The following is an 18,356-nucleotide window of genomic DNA, read 5'->3' as shown; positions in this document are numbered from 1 at the left end:
ACGTCAACGGACACCGGTGACGCACTCGCTTCACTCGAGGTGGGGACGACCTGCTGCGGGGGAACGTACGCGGTGTCACTCATGGCGATTTCCGACCTGCTGTCCGTGACGATTGTCGGAGCGGCGCGGGTGCCTGAGGCGAGTAGGCCGCAAGCGGACGTCGAGGTTCCGCAAGCCGATGCGCGAATCTGGACGTCCCCGCTGTACAGGAGGAAGAACTCGTCCGCGGCCAGCGCGGGGAGTGCAGCGGTGAGGTGCACAAGCCCCGACCTCCGCGGTCGGGCCCGTCACGCGATGCCTCCTCCGTAGCGGGCGACGTACTTGTCCGAGGTGACCGTCGGGTCGCAGAAGACGGCCGAATCCAGGTGCTGGAATCGGTCGGGCCGGCGCAGCAGCCGCGTCCAGATCTCGTCGACGGTCGTGCCTGCCTGGTGGTGGCTGTCCCGGGTGAGGCTGGCCTGGTATGCGCTGTTGGCCGCGGCAGGACGTGCACGACCCGTACCGCCGAGGCGCCCAGCTCTCCGCGCGCCTCGAGTCCGTGCGCGAGGAGCTGCTGGCGCATCAGCTGGTAGAAGGGCTCCGCCAGCATGTCCTCGAACGGGACGACGTCGGTGCGCAGCGGACCGTCGTCCGCCGCCCACAGGTGGTGGTAGCGCTGCCGCCGCACGGCGTCCTTCACCGGGTCGGCCGGGCGCCCGCGCCGGTAGTCCTCGGTGTACTTCCACTCGACGAGCGCCAGCTCGGTCTCGCCCTCGGACGTCCGGTACAGAAAGGCCGCGTCGACACTGGTGTTCTGCGCACCGCGGGTGCGGCTGCCGCCCCGCGCCTCGCCCAGGACGTCGGCCGAGCCGATGAACTCGAACGTCAGGTGACGTCCCGGCTCGATGGGCAGCACCTCCCCGATGTCGAGGACCCTGCCGAACGCCTTCTGCAGTCGAGCGGGGTCGCGGAGCATACGAGCCAGCGCGTTGACGCACTGCACCTGCGAGGACAGCAGGTGGTTGCCGGGCCCGCCGCCGTGGCCCCGGTGCCACGGGATGCCCAGCTCGGCGAAGAGGGACAGCGCCTCCTCGCGGACGTCGGGCAGCAGGTTGGCCGCGGCGTGCTCGACCGGAAGGCAGAAGTTCAGCGGAACGGACGACGGGCCGCCCCAGTACGGCGCCGGGCGACGAGCGTCATCCGGCAGCGCGGTGGTCCGCTCCTTCCAGCGGACGGCGGTGGCGCGGCAGGCGGTGCTGAAGGCGTCGTCACTCGTCCTGGCGGGCTCCGTCCACTCGGCGGGCACGGTGCGCTCGGCGGGGGACACCACGGACGGGCTGACGTCCGGGCCGAACCAGTCGGTCACGGCCTGCACCGACCAGGCGACGTCGTCGGCGAGGGCGGTCAGCAGGGCGTCGCTGTACCGGGACAGGGCGACTTGGCCATCGTCGTCGGCACCGACGACCAGGTCGAGAACTAGGCGGGCCGCCGGTGAGGCCCCGAGCCGGTCCGCGAGCACGTCGCGGTAGGCGTGGGCCCAGGTGAGGTAGTCGAGGCCCTTGAGCACGAGGAGGGCGTCGTCGTTGCTGGCGAGCTTGGTCTCGACGACGCGCAGGTCACCGTGACCGTCGAGCCCCAGCAGGTCGACGTACCCGCGGCTCCACCGTGCAGGAGTGTCGCGCGGACGCCAGGCCGGCACCTCGCGGAGCGCCGGCTGCTCGATGCCGACGAGGTGGGGACGGCGTCGCAGGACGGCCTGCAACCAGTGCTCGTCGGGACGGTGCAGCGACCCCTCGTCCGGCTGGAGACGCCGGGCGATCCCCGCCTCGACCGCGGCCCTGACCTCAGCGAGCTGCTCGTCGGTCAGCCGGGCTCCGTGCTCCAGTTCGAGCGCGAGGGGTGCGCGGTCGTCGGTGCTGCCGTGGATGCCGGCCAGGACCCGGACTGCACCCCGGCGGCCGCGGACGGACAGCACCCGCTGTCCCGAGCAGTGCCACGCGCGCTCGTTCTGCCGGTGCGCGGAGTCCAGCCGGGGGTCGCGGGTCGCCCAGTCGACGAGCAGGCCGACAGCACCCGCACGGGCGCCGAGGTGTAGGGCGGTCGATGCGGCGGCGAAGTCCGTGCGGACGTCGCCGTCCTCCAGGCGCGCGCCGAGGGCGGCGACGGCTGCCGTCCGGTCGAGCACGGGTGCCGGCCGGACGGTGGCCCCGTCGTGCAGCCACAGCTCGGGACGGCGTGCGTCGGTGAACCACGGGATGCGCTGTGCAGTGGCCGTGCAGTGGCCGTGGGGGAGGGCCAGGACGAGCCGGCGGTCGCCGGCCCAGGTCATGACGTACGCCAGCGCCAGCTGGGCGGCATCGCCCTCCTGCGGTCCAGCGACGACGAGGAAGCGGGTCTCGTCGGCGAAGTAGGCAAACCGGTCGGACCGGCCGTCGGATGAGCACTCCGGTATGCCCGTGGCCGCCGCGATGGCGGGCGCTACCTCCCGGTTGAAAGAGGTGCGCTGGGGTGTCGCCACGCGTCACGGGTCGGTTCCTCTCGGTGCGGTCGGGGCCCGACGAACCGCCGGGATGTAGGTGGGACGGGCTGGCGCCGTCGTCCTCCGATGGGCTGTCCGGGACCGCGGCTGCACAGGGGACGGGTGGGGCGCAGGAGCTCATGAGGTGCCCAGGTCCTGGATGCCGGCTGAGTGGGACGTGGCGACGGGCAGGTGGGGTCTGACTGGGGCAGTGCGCCAACAGCGCGCCGTATGGGTGAGCGGGTTGCCGGCGGTTTACGACGGCGCGACAGGATGCGGGCGTGGCAGCCCATGTCTTCGTCGTCCCCGGAACCCTGGACGCCCTGCACTGTGACGACGTGGTCGTCTCGACGGACCAGCGCGGTCCTGCAGGCGTCAGGGAGCACTGGTGGCCCGTTCTGGGCTGGGACGGCTCATCGGGACCGGTGGAGCGGGAGCAGGTCACACGCCTGTCGGACGCCCGCCGGTACGTGCAGCTCGACCCCGAGGGCCGGGACGGCGGCGGGCCGGCGCGCTGGTTGCTCCACGTCGGCGCGCTCGCCGGTCAGGGCGTCGAGTGGCTGCCGGAGGGGGTCCGCCAGGCCCTGCGGGCGGTCGCGGACACGGGCCCCACCGCCACCGGTTTGCCGCGGCGGGTCGCCCTTCCGGTGGTCGGTGTCGGTGGGGGTGGCCTCGGTCGTCAGCGCGGCGCGGTCATCGACCAGCTCCTCGCGGAGTTGGACCGGGCGCCCGAGACACTCGACGTCGTCCTGGTCGCCAACAGCCGGGCGGACTACGCCGCCCTCCAGGCCCGTCGGGTGGCGCTCGGCATGGGACGGCTGGACGACGAGCTCCTCGAGGAGACCGCTGCCACTCTGGCCGGCCGAGCCAGGGCCGGGCAGCTGGCCGTGTTCATGGGAGCCGGCACGGGCGTCGCGGCCGGCCTGCCGACCTGGTGGGGACTCCTCGAAGCACTGGCCGCGCGGCTGGACGTCCCGGGAGGCGCTGAGGCGCTGTCCCGGCTCAGCCCCCTGGACGCAGCCGAGGTGCTCCGCCGGAGCGCCCACGCGGTGGCCACCAGCGGTGGGAGCCGGGCGCCGGGGGAGACACTGGGTCATCACGTCGCGGCTGTCCTGGGCACGCCACAGCGCTACGCGCTGGCTCACGTCCTGCTCGCGGCGCTGGGGACGGAGCAGGTCATCACGACCAACTTCGACGACCTGTACGAGAGGGCCGTCCAGGCCGTCACCGGTCGTGTCATCCCGGTCGTCCTCCCTGACCGGGAGCCCGAGGACGACCTGCGACGGGGCCGTGGCTGGTTGCTCAAGCTCCACGGTGATGCGCGGCGACCGGAGAGCATCGTGCTCGACCGGCGGTCCTTCGTCCGCTACGACGCCACCCAGCGGCCGCTCGCCAGCGTCCTGCAAGCGACGCTGCTGACCAGGCACCTGCTCGTCGTCGGTGCCTCCATGACGGACGACAACGTCATCCGCCTGGTGCACGAGGTCGCCACTCTCAACGAGGACCACGACCGGAGCCGGACGATGGGGACGCTGCTGACACTTGAGGAGCAGGAGCTCACCGCGAAGCTGTGGGCGCCGGAGTTCACCACCGTCCCGCTGGGACCGCTCGGACCGGCGGGGGAGTCGCGGGACGAGGCCGCGGCACGCATCGCGAACGCCGGCCGGTCGCTCGAGATCCTCCTCGACCGCGTCGCCGCCCTGGCTGCCCAGGACTCGGTGCATCATCTGCTCGACCGGCGCTATGCGGACCTCTTCGCCGCCGGGGCGGACGAGGAACGCGCCGTCGCCGAGCAGTTGGCCGGTGCCGCTGAGCGGATCCGGGAGTTCCTCCCGACGTCCGAGCGGGGCGCCGAGTGGGAGCGGGTGCTCGAACAATTGGAGAGCTGGGGTGCGCGCAGGCGTCGGCCTCAGGCCTGACCTGACGGATGCGTCAGGAACAACGGCACATGGCGAGGACGCTGAGCCGCATGCCGCAGGACGGGCACAGCGGGGTCTCGTGAAGCGTTCGGCTCGTCTGAGCGCCCGCGTTGACCTTGATCACCATGGCCGGCTTCGTGCCCTTGGCGGCACGTCCGTTCCGTGAGGACAACCGCCAGCGGCGAGTCAGCACCTCGGCGACCTGGGCCTTGTCGACGTCGACCCCGCGTGCCCGCAGGAGGGCGGCGAGCCGCTTGTGACCCATCTGCGGATTGGCGTGTGCGGTACGGCGGATCTCCGACGCCACCTTCCGGGCGACCCGGCTCGTGTCCGTCGCACGCCCACGGGTGCCGGCTGCCGCGAGAGGCCGCCCCAGGACGGCCGCGACCTGGGATGAGGAGACCGGAGTGCCGGCCCTCGTCAGCGAGGCCGCAAGGCTGTTGACGTCAGCTCGGGGATTGATGCGGGCGGCGGTCAGGATCTTCTTGCGCACCGACTTGGGGACGGAACTCGAGGCGCTTCGAGCCGATGCCGCCGCGCCGTATTGCGCCGGCGTTCCGGCGGCGGCGCTCCGGCCGCCGCCGGCCAGAGACCTCGCCGTCCAGGCGGTCTCGGCACTCAAACCCCCGTCACGGCGAGCCGACCGGGTGGTCGAGAGCCCTGACGACTGGAGGTCCCAGGGAGCCTGCCGTTCGACGACCTCGTCGTCCGGCGAGCCATCTGGCAACTCGTGTGCGTGGTCCGCGAACCAATCCCCGATCGACCTGGCCACCTGACCTCCTCCGAGCGCTGGGTGGTCGAAGATGATCACAGCCCTGTGACAGGAAGGACGGGTCAGCCAGTCGGCCGTCGATGTCGACCCGAACGGGTGACGGCAGGCCCGGAGCCGCATTGCCGCTACGGCATCTCGACCGGGACGGCGGAGCGCTCGGTGCCGGCCGTAGCGAGCAGGTCGTCGACGGCGCGGTGCAGTGCGTCGACGATCGAGCTATCCGGCAGCCGGGCGGCGACCGCCCGCTCGACGCTCGTGTAGTACCAGAGCAGCTCTTCGCGCGAAGCGTTGAACGTCGACCAGAAGCCCTGCCCGTACCGGCGGACGTCGGCCGCGATGCAGAGCCCGTTGTGCGTCTTGTCCGCCGCGGTCACCAGCAGGGCCTCGGCCGGCTTGCTCGGTAGCGCCTCGACGTAGGCACGCTTGCGCTCGGCCCACGTCCCGTGGCGGTTGCCTTGGGCGTCCAGCCCGTCGGAGCACGCACGCACGATGTCCGCGACGTCGCCGCCGAAGCGCGACCGGATCTCGGCCAAGACGGCGCCGCCGGTGCCCTTCGGCGCGTCCTCGACGGCGTCGTGCAGCAGCCCGGCGATCGCCTGGTCCTCGCTGCCGCCGTGCTCGAGCACCAACGCGCTGACGCTCATCAGGTGCGTCAGGTAGGGCACCTGTGAGCCCTTGCGCAGCTGCTTCCGGTGGTGCTCCGCCGCATACGCGAAGGCGTCGTCGTAGCGGGTCGACAGCGGGCCGCTGCCCATCGTCTTGCGGTCCTCGAGCGTCGTCATCCGTCCCGTCCTCTCCTCACCGCGGCGACGACCGCGTCGACCGTCGCCTTCTCCGTCGTCGTCCGTGAAGCCGCCCGGATGGCGGCCCACTGGCTGTCGGGGTCATCGCCCTTGGCGCCCCAACCGGCATCCGGCGGCCAGTAGCGCACGACCCGCACCTCCTCCGCGTCCGCCACACGGGTGACGGTCGCCGAGTCCTCCGCGCCCAGCCGCAGCTCCAGCACCTCGCGGTCGGCCGTTCGGGTCAGCGAGCTGCCAACCACCTCGGGGACGGCGCTCAGCACGGCCAGCAGCAGGTCGTCCGAGCCGACCCGGTCGCCGCTCGCGCCGATCCACCGCAGGCGGACGTGCGTCGTCTCACCCCGCTGTTCCCGGCCGAGCACCCTGTACCGCCCGCCGGTGATCAGCTCCTCCTCGTCCGCCTTGACCCCGGACGCCAGCCACGCCGGCACGGCGGGGAACGGGCCGACGAGCTCGAACAGGAACCGGGTGCCGAACGAGTCGGCGACGGCGGGGCTCAGCGAGACGCCCCACAGCGGCATCTCGATCGGGCCCGTCCGCAGTTGCCGTTCGATCTGCGGGTCCTGCTCTGGCTTGGCGGCGAGGCCTCGTCCGGCGAAGCCGCGCGCCGGCAGGCCGACCCGGGCGTGCCACCCGTCGGCGTCGAGGTGGTCGGCGGCGTTCACCGCGCGGAGCAGGGTGATGCCCGTCCGCAGGTCGGTGAGCGACGCCCGCGCCTGCTGCTCCTGCGCCGCGATGAACGGTGCAGAGAAGTAGTGCCGGACACCGGTCAGGACCTGGGCGGCGCCGCCTAGGCGGGAGGACCCGGTGTCCCGGCCGCCCTGCCACATCTCGCAGGGGACGGCGAGGTCCTCCGCGGCGACTGTCGGCTGCTCGGCGGGGCGGGCCAGGTCGCGCGAGTCCGCCTGTCGCCGTCGCAGCTCCCGCACTGCGTCCTCGACCTCGTGGACGACGAGGTCGACGGCTTTCGTCGTCATCCGTCGCGGCGCCGGCTTCCGTACCGCGGGTGCCGGGGGAGGTGGAGCCGTCGTCCGGCGCGTCGACCGTGACCCGCCCGTCGGCCCGGAGGGTCACGCCCTGGCTGTAGTAGATGAGCGGGTCGCGGCTGGTGACGGCGACGTGCAGCGCGGCGTCGCCGCCGACGGACACGCGGACGGCGACATCCTCGTCGTCCCAGCAGGCGACGCGCTCGACCACGGGGGCGCGGACCGTCGCGACGTCCACAGCGGTCATCCGCACACCGGGCAGGCGCCGCTCGGGAGGAGCGCCATCCAGTGCGACGGGCAGGTGGCGACCGGCTCGGCGACCTTCTTCGCCGAGCCGGTGCCGACGCTCGATCGCGGACCGGCGGCGCGCCAGGCGACCGCTTCGCGGGCGACGGACAGGGCGGCATCGGGCGCGCCGGCCAGGGCGTCGGCCGTGAGGTGCAGGTAGGTGGTCGCCGCCGTCTTCGGGTGGACGGTCGCGCCGGGCAGCCGTGCCGCGACCGCGGCAGCGCCATCGGGCTCGACGGCGATCGAGATCCACGTCCTGTGCAGGTACACCGCCACGGCGCCCTCCATGGAGGGGCGGAGGCTGACGTACTGCTCCTGCCGGTCGGACTCGACGGCGGTCTCCGCGGCCAGCGCGGTCGCGAGTGCCCGGATCGCCGGGGCGGGATCCAGGGCGTCGAGGTGCTCCTGCAGGGTGCTCACGCGTCCTCCTTGTCGGTGCGGCGGTCCGCCAGGAGGTGCAGCGCGGCGGTGAAGCTGTGGTTCCACGTGCCGAGGTGCTGCCAGCGCTCGCGGACGTACGCGGTCGCCTCGTCGACGCCCATGCCTTCCTCGCGGACGAGCCAGCCGCGCAGGACGAGGCCGGTCCGCGACGCGCCGCCGTGGCAGTGCACGAGGACCCGGTGGCCCTCCTCGCGCAGCGCGGCCATGTCGTCGAGGACGTCGGCCAGCACGTCGTCCAGGCCCGGGTTGTCGTCGTGGTCGGCCAGGTAGACCATCCGGCTCACGCGGTGCGGGAACGGCTCCCCGAGCCGGCAGAGCGAGACGACGGCGAAGTCCTCCTCGCTGTAGCGGGCGCCGTCGAGGTCGGCGGCCCAGATGCCGTCCACGACCTCGACCGGTCCGAGCCGCTCGGTGGGGCCGGGGTCGTGTGCCTTCAGTGGTCCGCCGTCGAGCGCCGCCGCGAGCTGCTGCAGGTCGGCCAGCCGCCACACCCCGTCGCCGTGTCCGGGGACGGTGCCGTGCACGACCGTCGCCCAGCGCGACGGGATGCCGCCCATCCCGTACACGGCGCCGGCCAGGCCACCGGCGACGCACGCGACGGTGTCCGTGTCCCCGCCGAGGTCGATGACCAGCCGCATGACCTCGGCGAAGTCCCGCCCGTGCCGCAGGGCCCACACCGCCTGGCCGAGCGTGGGCCAGACGGCGCCGTTGGACTCGGTCGCCTGCTCCGGCGTCCAGTCCTCCGCCAGGACGGCGGCCCACCGGTCGCGGTACTGCTCCTCGACCAGCACGAGGGCTCCGGGGATGGCCGCCAGCGGGTCGCCGCCGTCGAGGGCGACGCGCATCAGCTCGTGGAAGATCGCGCAGCCCTCGCCGGCCGCCGGGTCGCCGTGGGTCAGGGCCGAGATGCGCCGGGCGGCGTCGACGGTGGCCGCGGTGCCGGAGCGGGAGAACCAGATGGCGGCGGGCGTCGTCCGCATGAGCGAGCCGTTGCCGGCCGCCCGGCCGGTGCGCGCGAAGTGCTCGGCCGCGGCCCTGTCCCACGGGAGGCGAGAGCGGAGGATGGCGCTCGTCTGGACGCCGACGTCCGGCGGACCGGCGGCGGCCCAGGTGCGGAACCGGTCGAAGACGTCCGCCTCGTCCAGTCCGCCGTTGTCGACGAGGGATGTCGCCAGGAGCAGGGCCATCTGCGTGTCGTCGGTGAACTCACCCGGCTCCCAGCCGAGGGAGCCGCCACCGCACATCTCGGTCCTGGCACCCCGCCGGGCGGTGGGGAAGCGGGTCGAGAAGCGGCCGGGCGGGCCGAACTCGAACGGCGCGCCGAGCGCGTCGCCCACGGCCGAGCCGACGAGGGCGCCGGCGACGCGGTGCCGGCGGGACGGGGGAGTGGTCATCTCAGCCTTCCTGGGCGATCGCGGTGAGGTGGACGGTGCGGTCGGTCCAGCGGAGGGCGGTCGTCCGGATCCGGCCGCCGCCGTGAAGACGCTGTCCCAGGCCGGCCGGGCCGTCGGGGAGGAGACGGGTGCGCTCGACCCGCTCGGCGAAGGCCCGGGCGACGGCAGCGGGGGTGCGGACGGCCGGACGGCCCAGCGCGTCGACCGTCGCGGCGTGCAGCAGTCCCGGCCAGTGAGCCTTCAGGGTGCGGGCGCTGTCGAAGACCTCCGTCCAGACCGGGCGGCCGGCGATGCCCACCAGCAGACCGCGCTGGCCGGCCAGCGGCCGCAGTCCGCGGGTCAGGTTCCGGGCGGTCGCGTCCGTGCGGTCGAGGCGGTCGGTCAGCGAGTCGGTGGCCGACGGGCCGGCGACCGACCCGAGCCCGCGGACCCGGTCCCAGACAGCGTGCTGGGCCTGGTCCCCGTCCATCGCGGACAGGACCGTGAAGGGGGTCCGGCGGGCGCGCCGGGTGTGGGCGGTGGAGCCACCCCACCGGCCCTGCTCCACGCAGACGACCTGCTGCACGGTCGGGAGCCCGGGAGCCAGCAGCGTGGAGCCGGTCAGGGCACGCGTCTGCCAGCCGCCCTCGAGCAATTCCCCGGCCAGGAGCAGGACCGGACGGTCGGCGCGGTTGGTGACGACGATCTGGTCGACGACGGGGGAGCCCGCGCGCTCGGCGACCTCGACCGGGACGCCTGCGCCGGTGAGGTAACGCGTCGGCAGCGTCGGGGCGTCGGTCCAGACGGGGAAGACCGTCAGCGGACCACCAGCGGTCCCCTGGCCGACGTGCAGTCGGACCTCGAGGTTGTTCATGGCACCCACCTCCCGTAGATTGCGCTCCATCGCGCAAACTCAAATTAGGCGGGATCCGCGTTAATGTCAATCCCCGAGTACCACGACTCCTCCGGCCGGCGGCTGGTCGACTACCCGCGGCCGTCGGTCGCCGTCGACACGGCCGTCCTGACCCCCGACCCCGAGCGGGGGCTCCTGGTCCTCCTGGTCCGTCGTGACAGCGCAACCCGATCCGACGCGTGGGCGCTGCCCGGCACCTTCCTGCACGAGGGCGAGACCCTGGCCGGCGCCGTGCTGCGCTCGCTCGACCAGAAGGCGGGCCTCCGCGGCCAGGCGCCGCGGCAGCTGTACGTCTTCGACGACCCGCGGCGCGACGACCGGGGCTGGGTGCTGTCGGTGGCGCACGTCGTCCTGCTCCCCCCGGCGGTCGTCGCCCCTGTCGCCGAGGAGCGGCCGGACGACGTCCAGCTGCGCCCGGTGGCGGAGGCGACCGGCCTGCCCTTCGACCACGACGGCATCGTCGAGATGGCGGTCGCCCAAGTCCGGGCCGCCTACGCCGAGCGGCCGGACCCGGAGCGACTGCTGCCGGAGCCGTTCACCCTGCGCGACCTGCGGCGGTTGCACGAGGCCGTCGCCGGTCGCCGGCTCCAGCCGGACGTCTTCCGGCGGCACGTCAGGGACCACCTCCAGAGCACGGGGGAGGCCACCCGCGGCTCGGTCGGTCGACCGGCCGAGCTCTTCCGCCACGCGTCCCGGTGACTACGCCGCGGTGCGCGTCCGCGGGGACACCCAACTGGCCGTCGCGACGCGGAGTCCGAGCCCGTCGACGAAGTACGGGTGCCGGTCCCGGAGTCGGGTGAACATCTTGCGCATGTCCACGCTGTCGAGCAGTTCGGGCAGCAGGGTCAGGTCGAAAGCGGCGGACTCGCTCCACGAGACGCTCCCGACGTAGCTGACGACCGTGCGGACGCCGGTGCGGGCCACGAAGTCGGCGAGTTCATCGTCGGAGGCGGCCAGGGTCCCGCAGGAGCCGAAGTAGACGACTCGGTCCTTCAGCGGTCGCTCGACCATGTCCGCGATCTCCGCCAGGGATAGCTCGTCACCACCCAGCCAGACCCTGCCGCGGCGCCCGTGACAGGCGAGGTAAGCCAACGGGAAGGCGTCGTACCGGTGTGACGTCCACTTGGTGAAGTAGTGCCCGAACTCGCGGGACGTCGCGGCGTTCCGGTGGATGAGACGGTCCTCGCGGATCGTCATGAGCATGTCGAGGCCCGGGCGGACGCTGAGCTTGTCCGTCAGCCGGTCCTCCCACTCGCCCTCGAGGCAGAAGATCCCGTTGCTCGGCACGGACACAGGCTGACCCGGTCCGCCGATCGTTCCGTGGAGGCCGGCACGCCGGTGCGACTCGTGGGGCCGTGGTGCTCAGAGAGCCGGACGAGGCGTCCACCCCTCGGGGGTGTTCCAGGGCGGAGTCGTCCGTTGCGATGCTCGTCGGCGTCGCGTCGTGGACCGTCACGGCGCTGGACGGAGACGAGCGGGGTGTGCACATGACGGCGCGTCTCTTCCCCAACGAGCCGCAGTTCGCGTCGGCGTCCGAGCAGTTGTTCGTCCAGACGCTGCGCGAGCAGTTGCCCGACGACGCCGTCCTCTTCTGCAACCTGCGCTTCAGTGACCGCGCGGAGGACCGTGAGGCCGACCTGATCGTGGCCTGGCCCGGAGTGGGCGTCGCCGTCGTCGAGGTCAAGGGCGGCAGCGTGTCACTGCAGCGCGGGATGTGGCGCCAGGTCGGGGACGGCGTGGACCGCGAGATCCACCCGGTCGACCAGGCCGTCACGTGCAAGTACCTGCTCGGCGACTACCTCGACGAACACCCCCGCTGGACCGCGGGGCGTCCGCGCCTGGTGCACCTCGTCGCGCTGCCGGCCACCACGCTGTCGGCTGCCTTCCGCGCCCCGGGTCTCGCCCGGTGGATGGCCCTCGACAGGACGGACGTGCCGCACGCGGCTGCCCGCATCCGGGCGGCGCTCCAGCAGATGCGCGACGAGCCGAACCCGCCCAGCGCCGAGGACGTCGAGGACCTGGTCGACTGCCTCGCCGGGACGGCGATCCCGCAGCAGCACCTGGTGGCCTGGCTGGCCGAGCGGGAGGCGGCCTGCGACCTGCTCACCAGGGACCAGGCCAAGGTGCTCGACCTCCTGTCCGCCCGGCACCGGGTGGAGATCACCGGGGGTGCAGGCTCCGGCAAGACCTGGCTGGCCGTGGAGAAGGCCCGCCGGCTCGCCGCGGAGGGACAGCGCGTCGCGCTCATGTGCTACTCGCGCGGCCTGGCCGAGTTCCTCCGGCGCCGGGTCGACAAGCTGCCGAAGCGGCAGCGGCCGGACTACGTCGGCACCTTCCACCACCTCGGCATCGGCTGGGGCGTCCCCGAGGGATCGGACGACGACTGCCGGTACTGGGAGGAGTTCCTGCCGGCGCGGATGGTGTCCCTCGCCGGGGACCTGCCGGAGTCCGAGCGCTTCGACGCGATCGTCGTCGACGAGGGGCAGGACTTCGCCGAGAGCTGGTGGGACGCCGTCCTCGCCGCCCTCTGCGACCCCGCGACGGGGGCGCTCCACGTCTTCTCCGACGAGGGGCAGCGGATCTTCGCGCGGCAGGGACGACCCACCGTCGAGCTGGAGTCGTTCCCCCTCGTCGAGAACCTGCGCAACACCAAGCAGATCGCCGGGACCTTCTCCAGCCTGGCGCCGGAGATGAGGGTGCGCGGGCTGTCCGGGGTGCCGGTGCGCTTCGTGCCGTGCGCCTCCGAGCAGGCCGTCGACGTGGCGGACGGCGTCGCCGCCGCGCTGCTCGAGGACGAGGACTGGCCGCCGGAGTCCGTGGCCCTCCTGACCACGCACCAGCGGCACCCCGTGCAGAGGGAGCGGCAGGCCGAGGGGCAGGACGCCTACTGGGCCACCTTCTGGGACGACGAGGACCTCTTCTACGGGCACGTCCTCGGTTTCAAGGGCCTTGAGCGGCCGGCCGTCGTCCTGGCGGTCAACGGCTTCCGCGACGAGGCGCGGGCCCGCGAGATGCTCTACGTCGGCCTGTCCCGCGCCCGCGACCTGCTCGTGGTCTGCGGCGACCTGGATCTGATCCGCCGCGTCGGTGGAGAAGGTGTCGCCCAGCGCCTCATGACGGCTGCCGCGAGGTGAGGGACGACGGGGAGTTCGTCCTGAACTGGAGCCGGCTGCCACCGGTGATCTCCGGCTGAGGCCCAGGATCGTATGGGCGTGAGGTGGCCCGTCGGCGTGTCCCGCACTGGTGGATGGGTGAGTCGAATACCGTGCGTGACAGGCCGCGTTTGTGACATGTCACGTGTCCTCCTGGACGCGGCCCGTCCGGGGTCACCCCCGCGCGCGAAGGGCTTGTCCCTCGGGAGTCGCTACCCCGTCGAGTGCGCGGATCAGGGTGGCCCTGTGGCGTTTCCGGGCCAGGGCCAGACAGCCGTCCCTTGGCACTGGTCCCGCGGGTCGACGGCCCAGGTTCCGCGTCCGGTGGTCACCTCGCCGTCCGTTAGGACCTCGCCCGTAGGTCCCGAACGGCGAGCGCCCCGACCCGGGGACAGGGGGTCGGGGCGCTCGGGATGGGACGTCAGGCGCGCGACCGGCTCGACCACCCGGCGGCGGCGATGCCCAGGCCGAAGACGACGGTGCCCGGGATGATCCCCCAGCCCTCCACCGGTAGCACGCCCGCCAGTACACCGCCGACCGGCAGTGCGACCAGCGAGAGCGCCACCGGCGCCGGCAGCAGCCGGTGCCGCAGCGACCCGATCGCGATCAGCAGCGGGCCGAGCAGCGTGGCCGTGCCCGCCAGCGCGGAGAACCACAGGGTCGCCTCCTCGATGGCGGCGAACCCGTCGTGCAGGGCCGGCGCGACGTAGGCCTCGGTGTAGCCGCCGACCGGGATGAGGGTCAGCCCGATCCACAGCACCGCCAGCCCGACTGTGGCGACGCGGGAGGGAGCGAGGCGGGCGGCCAGGGCTCCGGCCCCGGCGGCGATCAGCAGCGCGCCGGCGCTGAAGACGACGTGCGCGGCCACCCAGGTCGTGGCGGAGTGGGCCGCGGCGCTGTGCTCCATCGGGTGCAGGGCGTTGCCGGCGGCGAACAGCACGCCTCCGGCGGTGACGGCCAGTCCGCGCAGTGACGGACCGGGCCGGTGGTCGGCGACGGCCGGGGCCGGGGTGGACGGGGTGGGCAGGGCGGTGGCGGTCACCGGCATCTCCTCGCATCGGAGCGGGTCGGGGCGACCCGGTCGGCGACCACCGTGGCGACCACTCCTTGCCGCGGTCTTGCCGCCGATCGGTGCCGGCATTGCAAGCGGCCGGTAAGCGGTCCGCGCGAGCGTCCCTGCCGACCGACCCCGCTTCCTGGAGGAACCCCGATGACCCGCTCCCACCCCGTCCGCGTCCGCCCCCGCACCGACGGCGACCCCGTTCCCGACGTCATGGGCATGCGGCTGGCGCACCGGGCGATGCTGCGCGACGCGAACCGGCTCCCCGACCTGGCCGAGCGGCTCGCCGCCGGGACCTGCGACGCGCGGCGCGCCGACGCCGTCGCCCGCTACGTCCGGGACTTCGCCGACTCGGTGCACCACCACCACAGCGTCGAGGACGAGGTCCTCTGGCCGGTGCTGGCCGCCTCCGCCGGCCCGCACGTCGACCTCACCGAGCTGTCCGACGACCACGCCGCCCTCGACCCCGCGCTCGCCCGGCTGCGCACCACCGCCGACGCCTTCCGCGCCCGCCCCGGCGAGGACACCGCCACCGCCCTGGCCGTGGAGCTCGCCGAGCTGCGCGACACCCTCACCGAGCACATCGGCGACGAGGAGGCCTCGGTCTTCCCGGTGATCGAGCGCCACGTGTCGGTCGCCGACTGGGCCGCGGTCGAGGCCCGCATCCGCAAGCGCGCGAAGCTCTCCTTCGAGGCCCCGCGGGTGCTCGCCGTCGCGAGCGACGCCGAGCGCGCGGCGATCGAGGCCGACGGGGGGCTGGCGCTCCGGGTCCTCCTCGCCGTGCTCGTCCCGCCGTTCCGCCGCCGCGAGCGCGCCGTCTTCGGGGCCTGATCAGACCCCGACGGCGGCCAGCTGCGCGGCCAGCTCCGCCCGCACCCGCTCGGCACCGCGCCGGGCGGCGGCCGCGGCGCCGGCGTCCCCGAGGGCGTCGGCGACCGCGGCCAGCGCGTCGTCCACCGGGCCGACGACGAGCGTGCCGGAGTCCAGCCCCGCGATCCGGCCGGCCCAGGGCAGCAGCTCGTCGCGCACCTGCCGGGCGACGGCCAGGTCGCCCAGCCGCGCGGCGGCGTGCGCGCGCAGCGTCGTGGACGCCAGCCAGTAGTAGTCGCGGCTGATCGGCCGGCGCACCGCCCAGGCCGCGCGGGCGTCGTCCGTCCGCCCGGCGTCGAGCAGCCCGAGGACGACGGCGTCGGTGAGCGCCCCGGGCATCGCCGCGTGCAGCCACTCCAGCTCGGGCACCGCCGGGGTGAGGTCGCCGCGGGCGAAGCCGGCCACGAACCGGCCGACCAGCGCCATCAGCCCGCCGTTCATCGCGCCGGTCTCGACCAGGTGCGCGGCCACCTGCTCGTAGCGCGCCCGCCCCTCGTCGGGGCGGCCGGCCAGCACCAGCAGCGCGCCGGAGAAGACCTGCAGGGCGCCGAGCACGTGGCCCAGCTGGCCGGCGTCGGCCAGCGCGACCGCGGTGTCGACGTGCCGGCGGGCCGCGACCAGGTCGGTCCGCGCCGAGGCGGCGAGGAACAGCAGCCAGTGCGCCACCGCCCGGTGGTCGGTCATCCCGGCCGCGCTCGCCACCGCGCGCAGCTCCTCGGCCAGCGGCTCCCGGACGGCGGCGAGGTGCGGGCCCAGCGCCGCGTACGCGCGCACGTTGAGCGCCGCGCACAGCAGCCGGGCGGCGGCCGGACCGGTCGCCGCCCGCGCCAGGCGCACCGCCTCCGCGCTCGCCGCGTCGGTGCGCTCGTCGTCGACGCCCTCCACCTCCCGCACCAGCGCGACCAGCAGCCGGCAGCGCACGTCCCCGGGCAGGTCGTCGCCGGCGGGGGTCTCCAGCAGCTCCAGCAGCGGGTCGAGCAGCTCGGGGTCCTGCGCGCCGTCGTCGCGGACGGTCCACACCAGCGGCGCGTCCCACGCGGCCAGCGCGGCGACCAGCAGGTCGCGCCGGCCCAGCCGCCGGGCGGTCCGGACGGCGTCCCGCTGCTGGGCGCGCGCGGCCACGACGTCCCCGGCGCGGGCGTGCGCGGGGATCGCGGCCAGCAGCACGTCGAGCTCCTCGGCCGACCCGTGCCGGCCCGCCAGCTCCAGCAGCCGCAGCGCCGACGCCCACTGCCGCGCCTCCTCCGCCGCCGCCCCCAGCCGGCCGGCCTCCCGCGCCGCCGCGGCGACGTAGGGGACGGCATCGGCGGCGGTGCGCGGCCCGGCCGCGGCGACCGCGTGGTGGGCCAGCGTCGCGGCGTCCACCCCGCCGGACTCCCGGAGCACCGCGAGCGCCGCGGCGTGCACCCGGCCGCGGCGCAGCAGCGGGGTGTCCTCGTAGAGCACGTCGCGCACCAGCGCGTGGGTGAACCGCACCCGCCCGGGCGCCGGCTCGTCGAGCAGCCCGGCCAGCACCGCGGTCTCCAGCGCGTCGAGCAGCTCGTCGACGTCACGCCCGGCCACCGCCGCCAGCACGTCGACGTCGGCCTCCCGCCCCAGCACCGCGGCCTGGCGCAGCGCCGTCACGGCCGGCCCGGGCAGCCGCTCGACCCGCCGGCGCAGCACGTCGCGCACCCCCGTGGGCACCCCGGTGCGCGCCGCGCCGCGCCCCTCGGCGACCAGCAGCCGGGTCAGCTCCCGGACGAAGAGCGGGTTGCCGTCGGTGCGCTCGCGCAGCAGCCGCAGCTCCTCGTCCCCGGCGTCCTCCAGCCCGTGCTGCCGGGCCAGGACGGCGATGCCGTCGGCGTCCAGCCCGCGCAGCTGCAGGTGCCGCGCCCCGGCCGAGGCCAGCGCGGCCCGGGTGGCGGCCAGCGCCTCGCCGTCCTCGGCGTCCCGGTAGGTGGCCAGCACCAGCAGCGGGGAGCCGCCGAGGGAGTCCACGACCTGGCGCAGCAGCTGCAGGGTCAGCTCGTCGGCGCGGTGGACGTCGTCGAGCACGACGAGCAGCGGCTGCTCCCGGAGGGCGTCGCGCAGCCGGTCGGCGACCGCGCGCGCCAGCCAGAAGGCGGTGTCCTCGCGCAGCGGGGGGCCGCCGAGCGCGCGGGTGATCTCGGTCCAGGGCCAGGCCGGGGGAGCGCCGTCCACCTCGGGGCAGCGTCCCTCGACGACCCGCCAGCCGGTCCGGCGCAGCTGCGCTGCGGCGGCCTCGACCAGGGTGGTCTTGCCCGCTCCGGCCTCCCCGGCGACCCAGACCACCCGCGTGCCCTCGGCGGCCAGGTCCAGCAGCTGCCGCAGTTCCGCGGCCCGGGCCGGCGTCGGCGTCGGCGCGGGGGCGGTGGAGGCGTGCGTGGCCGGCAGTGCCACGGGCGGGGCGGGCAGGTCCAGTGCCGGCGCCTGCCCGAGCACGGCGGCCTCCAGCTCGCGCAGCCGGGGACCGGGGTCGACGCCGAGCTCCTCGGCCAGGTGCTCGCGGGCCCGCCGCAGCACGGCGAGCGCGTCGCCCTGCCGGCCGCTGCCGTAGAGCGCCAGGGCGAGCAGCCGCACGGCCTCCTCCCGGCCGGGGTGGTCGTGCAGGTGGCGCTCCAGCTCGGGGACGACGGCCGGCGCCCGCCCGAGCGAGAGGTCCGCGTCGGCGCGCAGCTCGAGGGCGACCAGCCGCAGCTCCTCCAGCCGGGCGATCTCGGGCGCGGCCCACGAGGCGTCCGCCGAGCCGGCGTAGGCGGGGCCCGACCAGCAGCGCAGCGCCTCCTCCAGCAGCCGGTGCCGCGTCGGGACGTCGTCGGAGGCGTGCGCCCGGGCGACGAGGTCCTCGAACAGCCAGGCGTCGACGGCCTCCCGGGGCAGCTGCAGCCGGTAGCCCGGCGCCACGCTGACCACGACGGTCGCGCCCGACCGGCGACCCCCGGCCGGCTCCAGGGCCCGCCGCAGCCGGGAGACGTGCACCTGCAGCGAGGCCAGGGCCCTGGGCGGCGGCTCGCCGTCCCAGAGGTCCTCGAGCAGGCGGTCGGTGGAGACCACGTGCCCGCCGGCGAGGACCAGCCGGGCGAGCACCGACTGCTGCCGCGGGCCGCCCAGTGCCGCCGGCTGCCCGGCGACCGTGGCCTGCACGGGCCCGAGCACGGACACCGCGACCTGCGGGACGTCGACGGGCGGGACCTCGGGGACCGGAGCAGCCATGGCGGGCAGAACCTAACCGGCCGGACGAGCGGCGCGCCGCCGGCGGGCGGGCGGAGCCGCTGGCGT

General features: G+C 74.8%; 14 protein-coding genes. 4 read left to right on the top strand and 10 right to left on the bottom strand.

The window, feature by feature from the left end:
- Positions 1-79: 79 nt before the first annotated feature.
- Complete coding sequence (locus BLQ97_RS12375) at positions 80-2,497, bottom strand: PGN_0703 family putative restriction endonuclease (protein ID WP_091366160.1); 2,418 nt, start codon at positions 2,495-2,497, stop codon at positions 80-82.
- A gap of 797 nt (positions 2,498-3,294) precedes the next feature.
- On the opposite strand from BLQ97_RS12375, the gene BLQ97_RS12370 reads away from it, so the two are divergent.
- Positions 3,295-4,416, top strand: a complete 1,122-nt coding sequence (locus tag BLQ97_RS12370; protein ID WP_139173605.1) for an SIR2 family NAD-dependent protein deacylase — start codon at positions 3,295-3,297, stop codon at positions 4,414-4,416.
- A gap of 13 nt (positions 4,417-4,429) precedes the next feature.
- Here the strand turns inward: BLQ97_RS12370 and BLQ97_RS12365 are convergent, their stop codons facing one another.
- The 6 genes from BLQ97_RS12365 to BLQ97_RS12340 form a co-directional block, all read right to left on the bottom strand.
- Positions 4,430-5,188 (bottom strand): hypothetical protein, encoded by a 759-nt coding sequence (locus tag BLQ97_RS12365; RefSeq protein ID WP_091366158.1) that lies wholly within the window; start codon positions 5,186-5,188, stop codon positions 4,430-4,432.
- A gap of 125 nt (positions 5,189-5,313) precedes the next feature.
- Positions 5,314-5,970 carry an HD domain-containing protein gene (locus BLQ97_RS12360; protein WP_091366157.1) on the bottom strand — a complete coding sequence of 219 codons (657 nt, stop codon included), beginning with the start codon at positions 5,968-5,970 and terminating at the stop codon, positions 5,314-5,316.
- Complete coding sequence (locus tag BLQ97_RS12355) at positions 5,967-6,968, bottom strand: hypothetical protein (protein ID WP_139173603.1); 1,002 nt, start codon at positions 6,966-6,968, stop codon at positions 5,967-5,969. The genes BLQ97_RS12360 and BLQ97_RS12355 overlap by 4 nt, the downstream gene beginning before the upstream one ends.
- Before the next feature lie 252 nt (positions 6,969-7,220).
- Positions 7,221-7,685, bottom strand: a complete 465-nt coding sequence (locus BLQ97_RS12350; RefSeq protein WP_091366155.1) for a hypothetical protein — start codon at positions 7,683-7,685, stop codon at positions 7,221-7,223.
- The gene (locus BLQ97_RS12345) at positions 7,682-9,100 is read right to left on the bottom strand and encodes an ADP-ribosylglycohydrolase family protein (RefSeq protein ID WP_091366154.1); all 1,419 of its coding nucleotides are present in this window, start codon (positions 9,098-9,100) and stop codon (positions 7,682-7,684) included. Before BLQ97_RS12345 ends, BLQ97_RS12350 begins: the two co-directional genes overlap by 4 nt.
- Position 9,101: 1 nt before the next feature.
- The gene (locus BLQ97_RS12340) at positions 9,102-9,953 is read right to left on the bottom strand and encodes an ARPP-1 family domain-containing protein (protein WP_091366153.1); all 852 of its coding nucleotides are present in this window, start codon (positions 9,951-9,953) and stop codon (positions 9,102-9,104) included.
- A 63-nt stretch (positions 9,954-10,016) separates the two neighbouring features.
- Here BLQ97_RS12340 and BLQ97_RS12335 point away from each other — a divergent pair, with 63 nt between their 5' ends.
- Entirely contained in the window at positions 10,017-10,691 is a 675-nt protein-coding gene (locus BLQ97_RS12335) for an NUDIX hydrolase (protein WP_091366152.1), read from the top strand.
- Here the strand turns inward: BLQ97_RS12335 and BLQ97_RS12330 are convergent, their stop codons facing one another.
- Positions 10,692-11,279, bottom strand: a complete 588-nt coding sequence (locus BLQ97_RS12330) for a DUF6642 family protein (protein WP_139173601.1) — start codon at positions 11,277-11,279, stop codon at positions 10,692-10,694.
- A gap of 200 nt (positions 11,280-11,479) precedes the next feature.
- On the opposite strand from BLQ97_RS12330, the gene BLQ97_RS12325 reads away from it, so the two are divergent.
- The gene (locus BLQ97_RS12325) at positions 11,480-13,126 is read left to right on the top strand and encodes a nuclease-related domain-containing DEAD/DEAH box helicase (RefSeq protein WP_091366452.1); all 1,647 of its coding nucleotides are present in this window, start codon (positions 11,480-11,482) and stop codon (positions 13,124-13,126) included.
- Between the two features lie 439 nt (positions 13,127-13,565).
- Here BLQ97_RS12325 and BLQ97_RS12320 read toward each other — a convergent pair whose 3' ends face one another.
- Entirely contained in the window at positions 13,566-14,186 is a 621-nt protein-coding gene (locus BLQ97_RS12320; RefSeq protein WP_091366150.1) for a hypothetical protein, read from the bottom strand.
- 168 nt (positions 14,187-14,354) lie between these two features.
- Here BLQ97_RS12320 and BLQ97_RS12315 point away from each other — a divergent pair, with 168 nt between their 5' ends.
- Entirely contained in the window at positions 14,355-15,035 is a 681-nt protein-coding gene (locus BLQ97_RS12315) for a hemerythrin domain-containing protein (RefSeq protein ID WP_091366149.1), read from the top strand.
- On the opposite strand, the gene BLQ97_RS12310 is transcribed toward BLQ97_RS12315, so the two are convergent.
- Positions 15,036-18,290 carry an ATP-binding protein gene (locus BLQ97_RS12310; protein WP_091366148.1) on the bottom strand — a complete coding sequence of 1,085 codons (3,255 nt, stop codon included), beginning with the start codon at positions 18,288-18,290 and terminating at the stop codon, positions 15,036-15,038.
- Positions 18,291-18,356 lie beyond the last annotated feature (66 nt).

This window comes from Geodermatophilus telluris, assembly GCF_900102745.1.
Classification (GTDB): Bacteria; Actinomycetota; Actinomycetes; order Mycobacteriales; family Geodermatophilaceae; genus Geodermatophilus; species Geodermatophilus telluris.
This window is presented reverse-complemented; position numbering and strand designations above follow the sequence as displayed.

What these genes read in the sequence shown, in the direction of transcription:
- BLQ97_RS12360 (WP_091366157.1), bottom strand. Translation starts at nt 5,970, where the DNA reads ATGACGACGCTCGAGGACCGCAAGACGATGGGCAGCGGCCCGCTGTCG.
- BLQ97_RS12355 (WP_139173603.1), bottom strand. Translation starts at nt 6,968, where the DNA reads ATGACGACGAAAGCCGTCGACCTCGTCGTCCACGAGGTCGAGGACGCA.
- BLQ97_RS12345 (WP_091366154.1), bottom strand. Translation starts at nt 9,100, where the DNA reads ATGACCACTCCCCCGTCCCGCCGGCACCGCGTCGCCGGCGCCCTCGTC.
- BLQ97_RS12340 (WP_091366153.1), bottom strand. Translation starts at nt 9,953, where the DNA reads ATGAACAACCTCGAGGTCCGACTGCACGTCGGCCAGGGGACCGCTGGT.
- BLQ97_RS12335 (WP_091366152.1), top strand. Translation starts at nt 10,017, where the DNA reads ATGTCAATCCCCGAGTACCACGACTCCTCCGGCCGGCGGCTGGTCGAC.
- BLQ97_RS12325 (WP_091366452.1), top strand. Translation starts at nt 11,480, where the DNA reads ATGACGGCGCGTCTCTTCCCCAACGAGCCGCAGTTCGCGTCGGCGTCC.
- BLQ97_RS12315 (WP_091366149.1), top strand. Translation starts at nt 14,355, where the DNA reads ATGACCCGCTCCCACCCCGTCCGCGTCCGCCCCCGCACCGACGGCGAC.
- BLQ97_RS12310 (WP_091366148.1), bottom strand. Translation starts at nt 18,290, where the DNA reads ATGGCTGCTCCGGTCCCCGAGGTCCCGCCCGTCGACGTCCCGCAGGTC.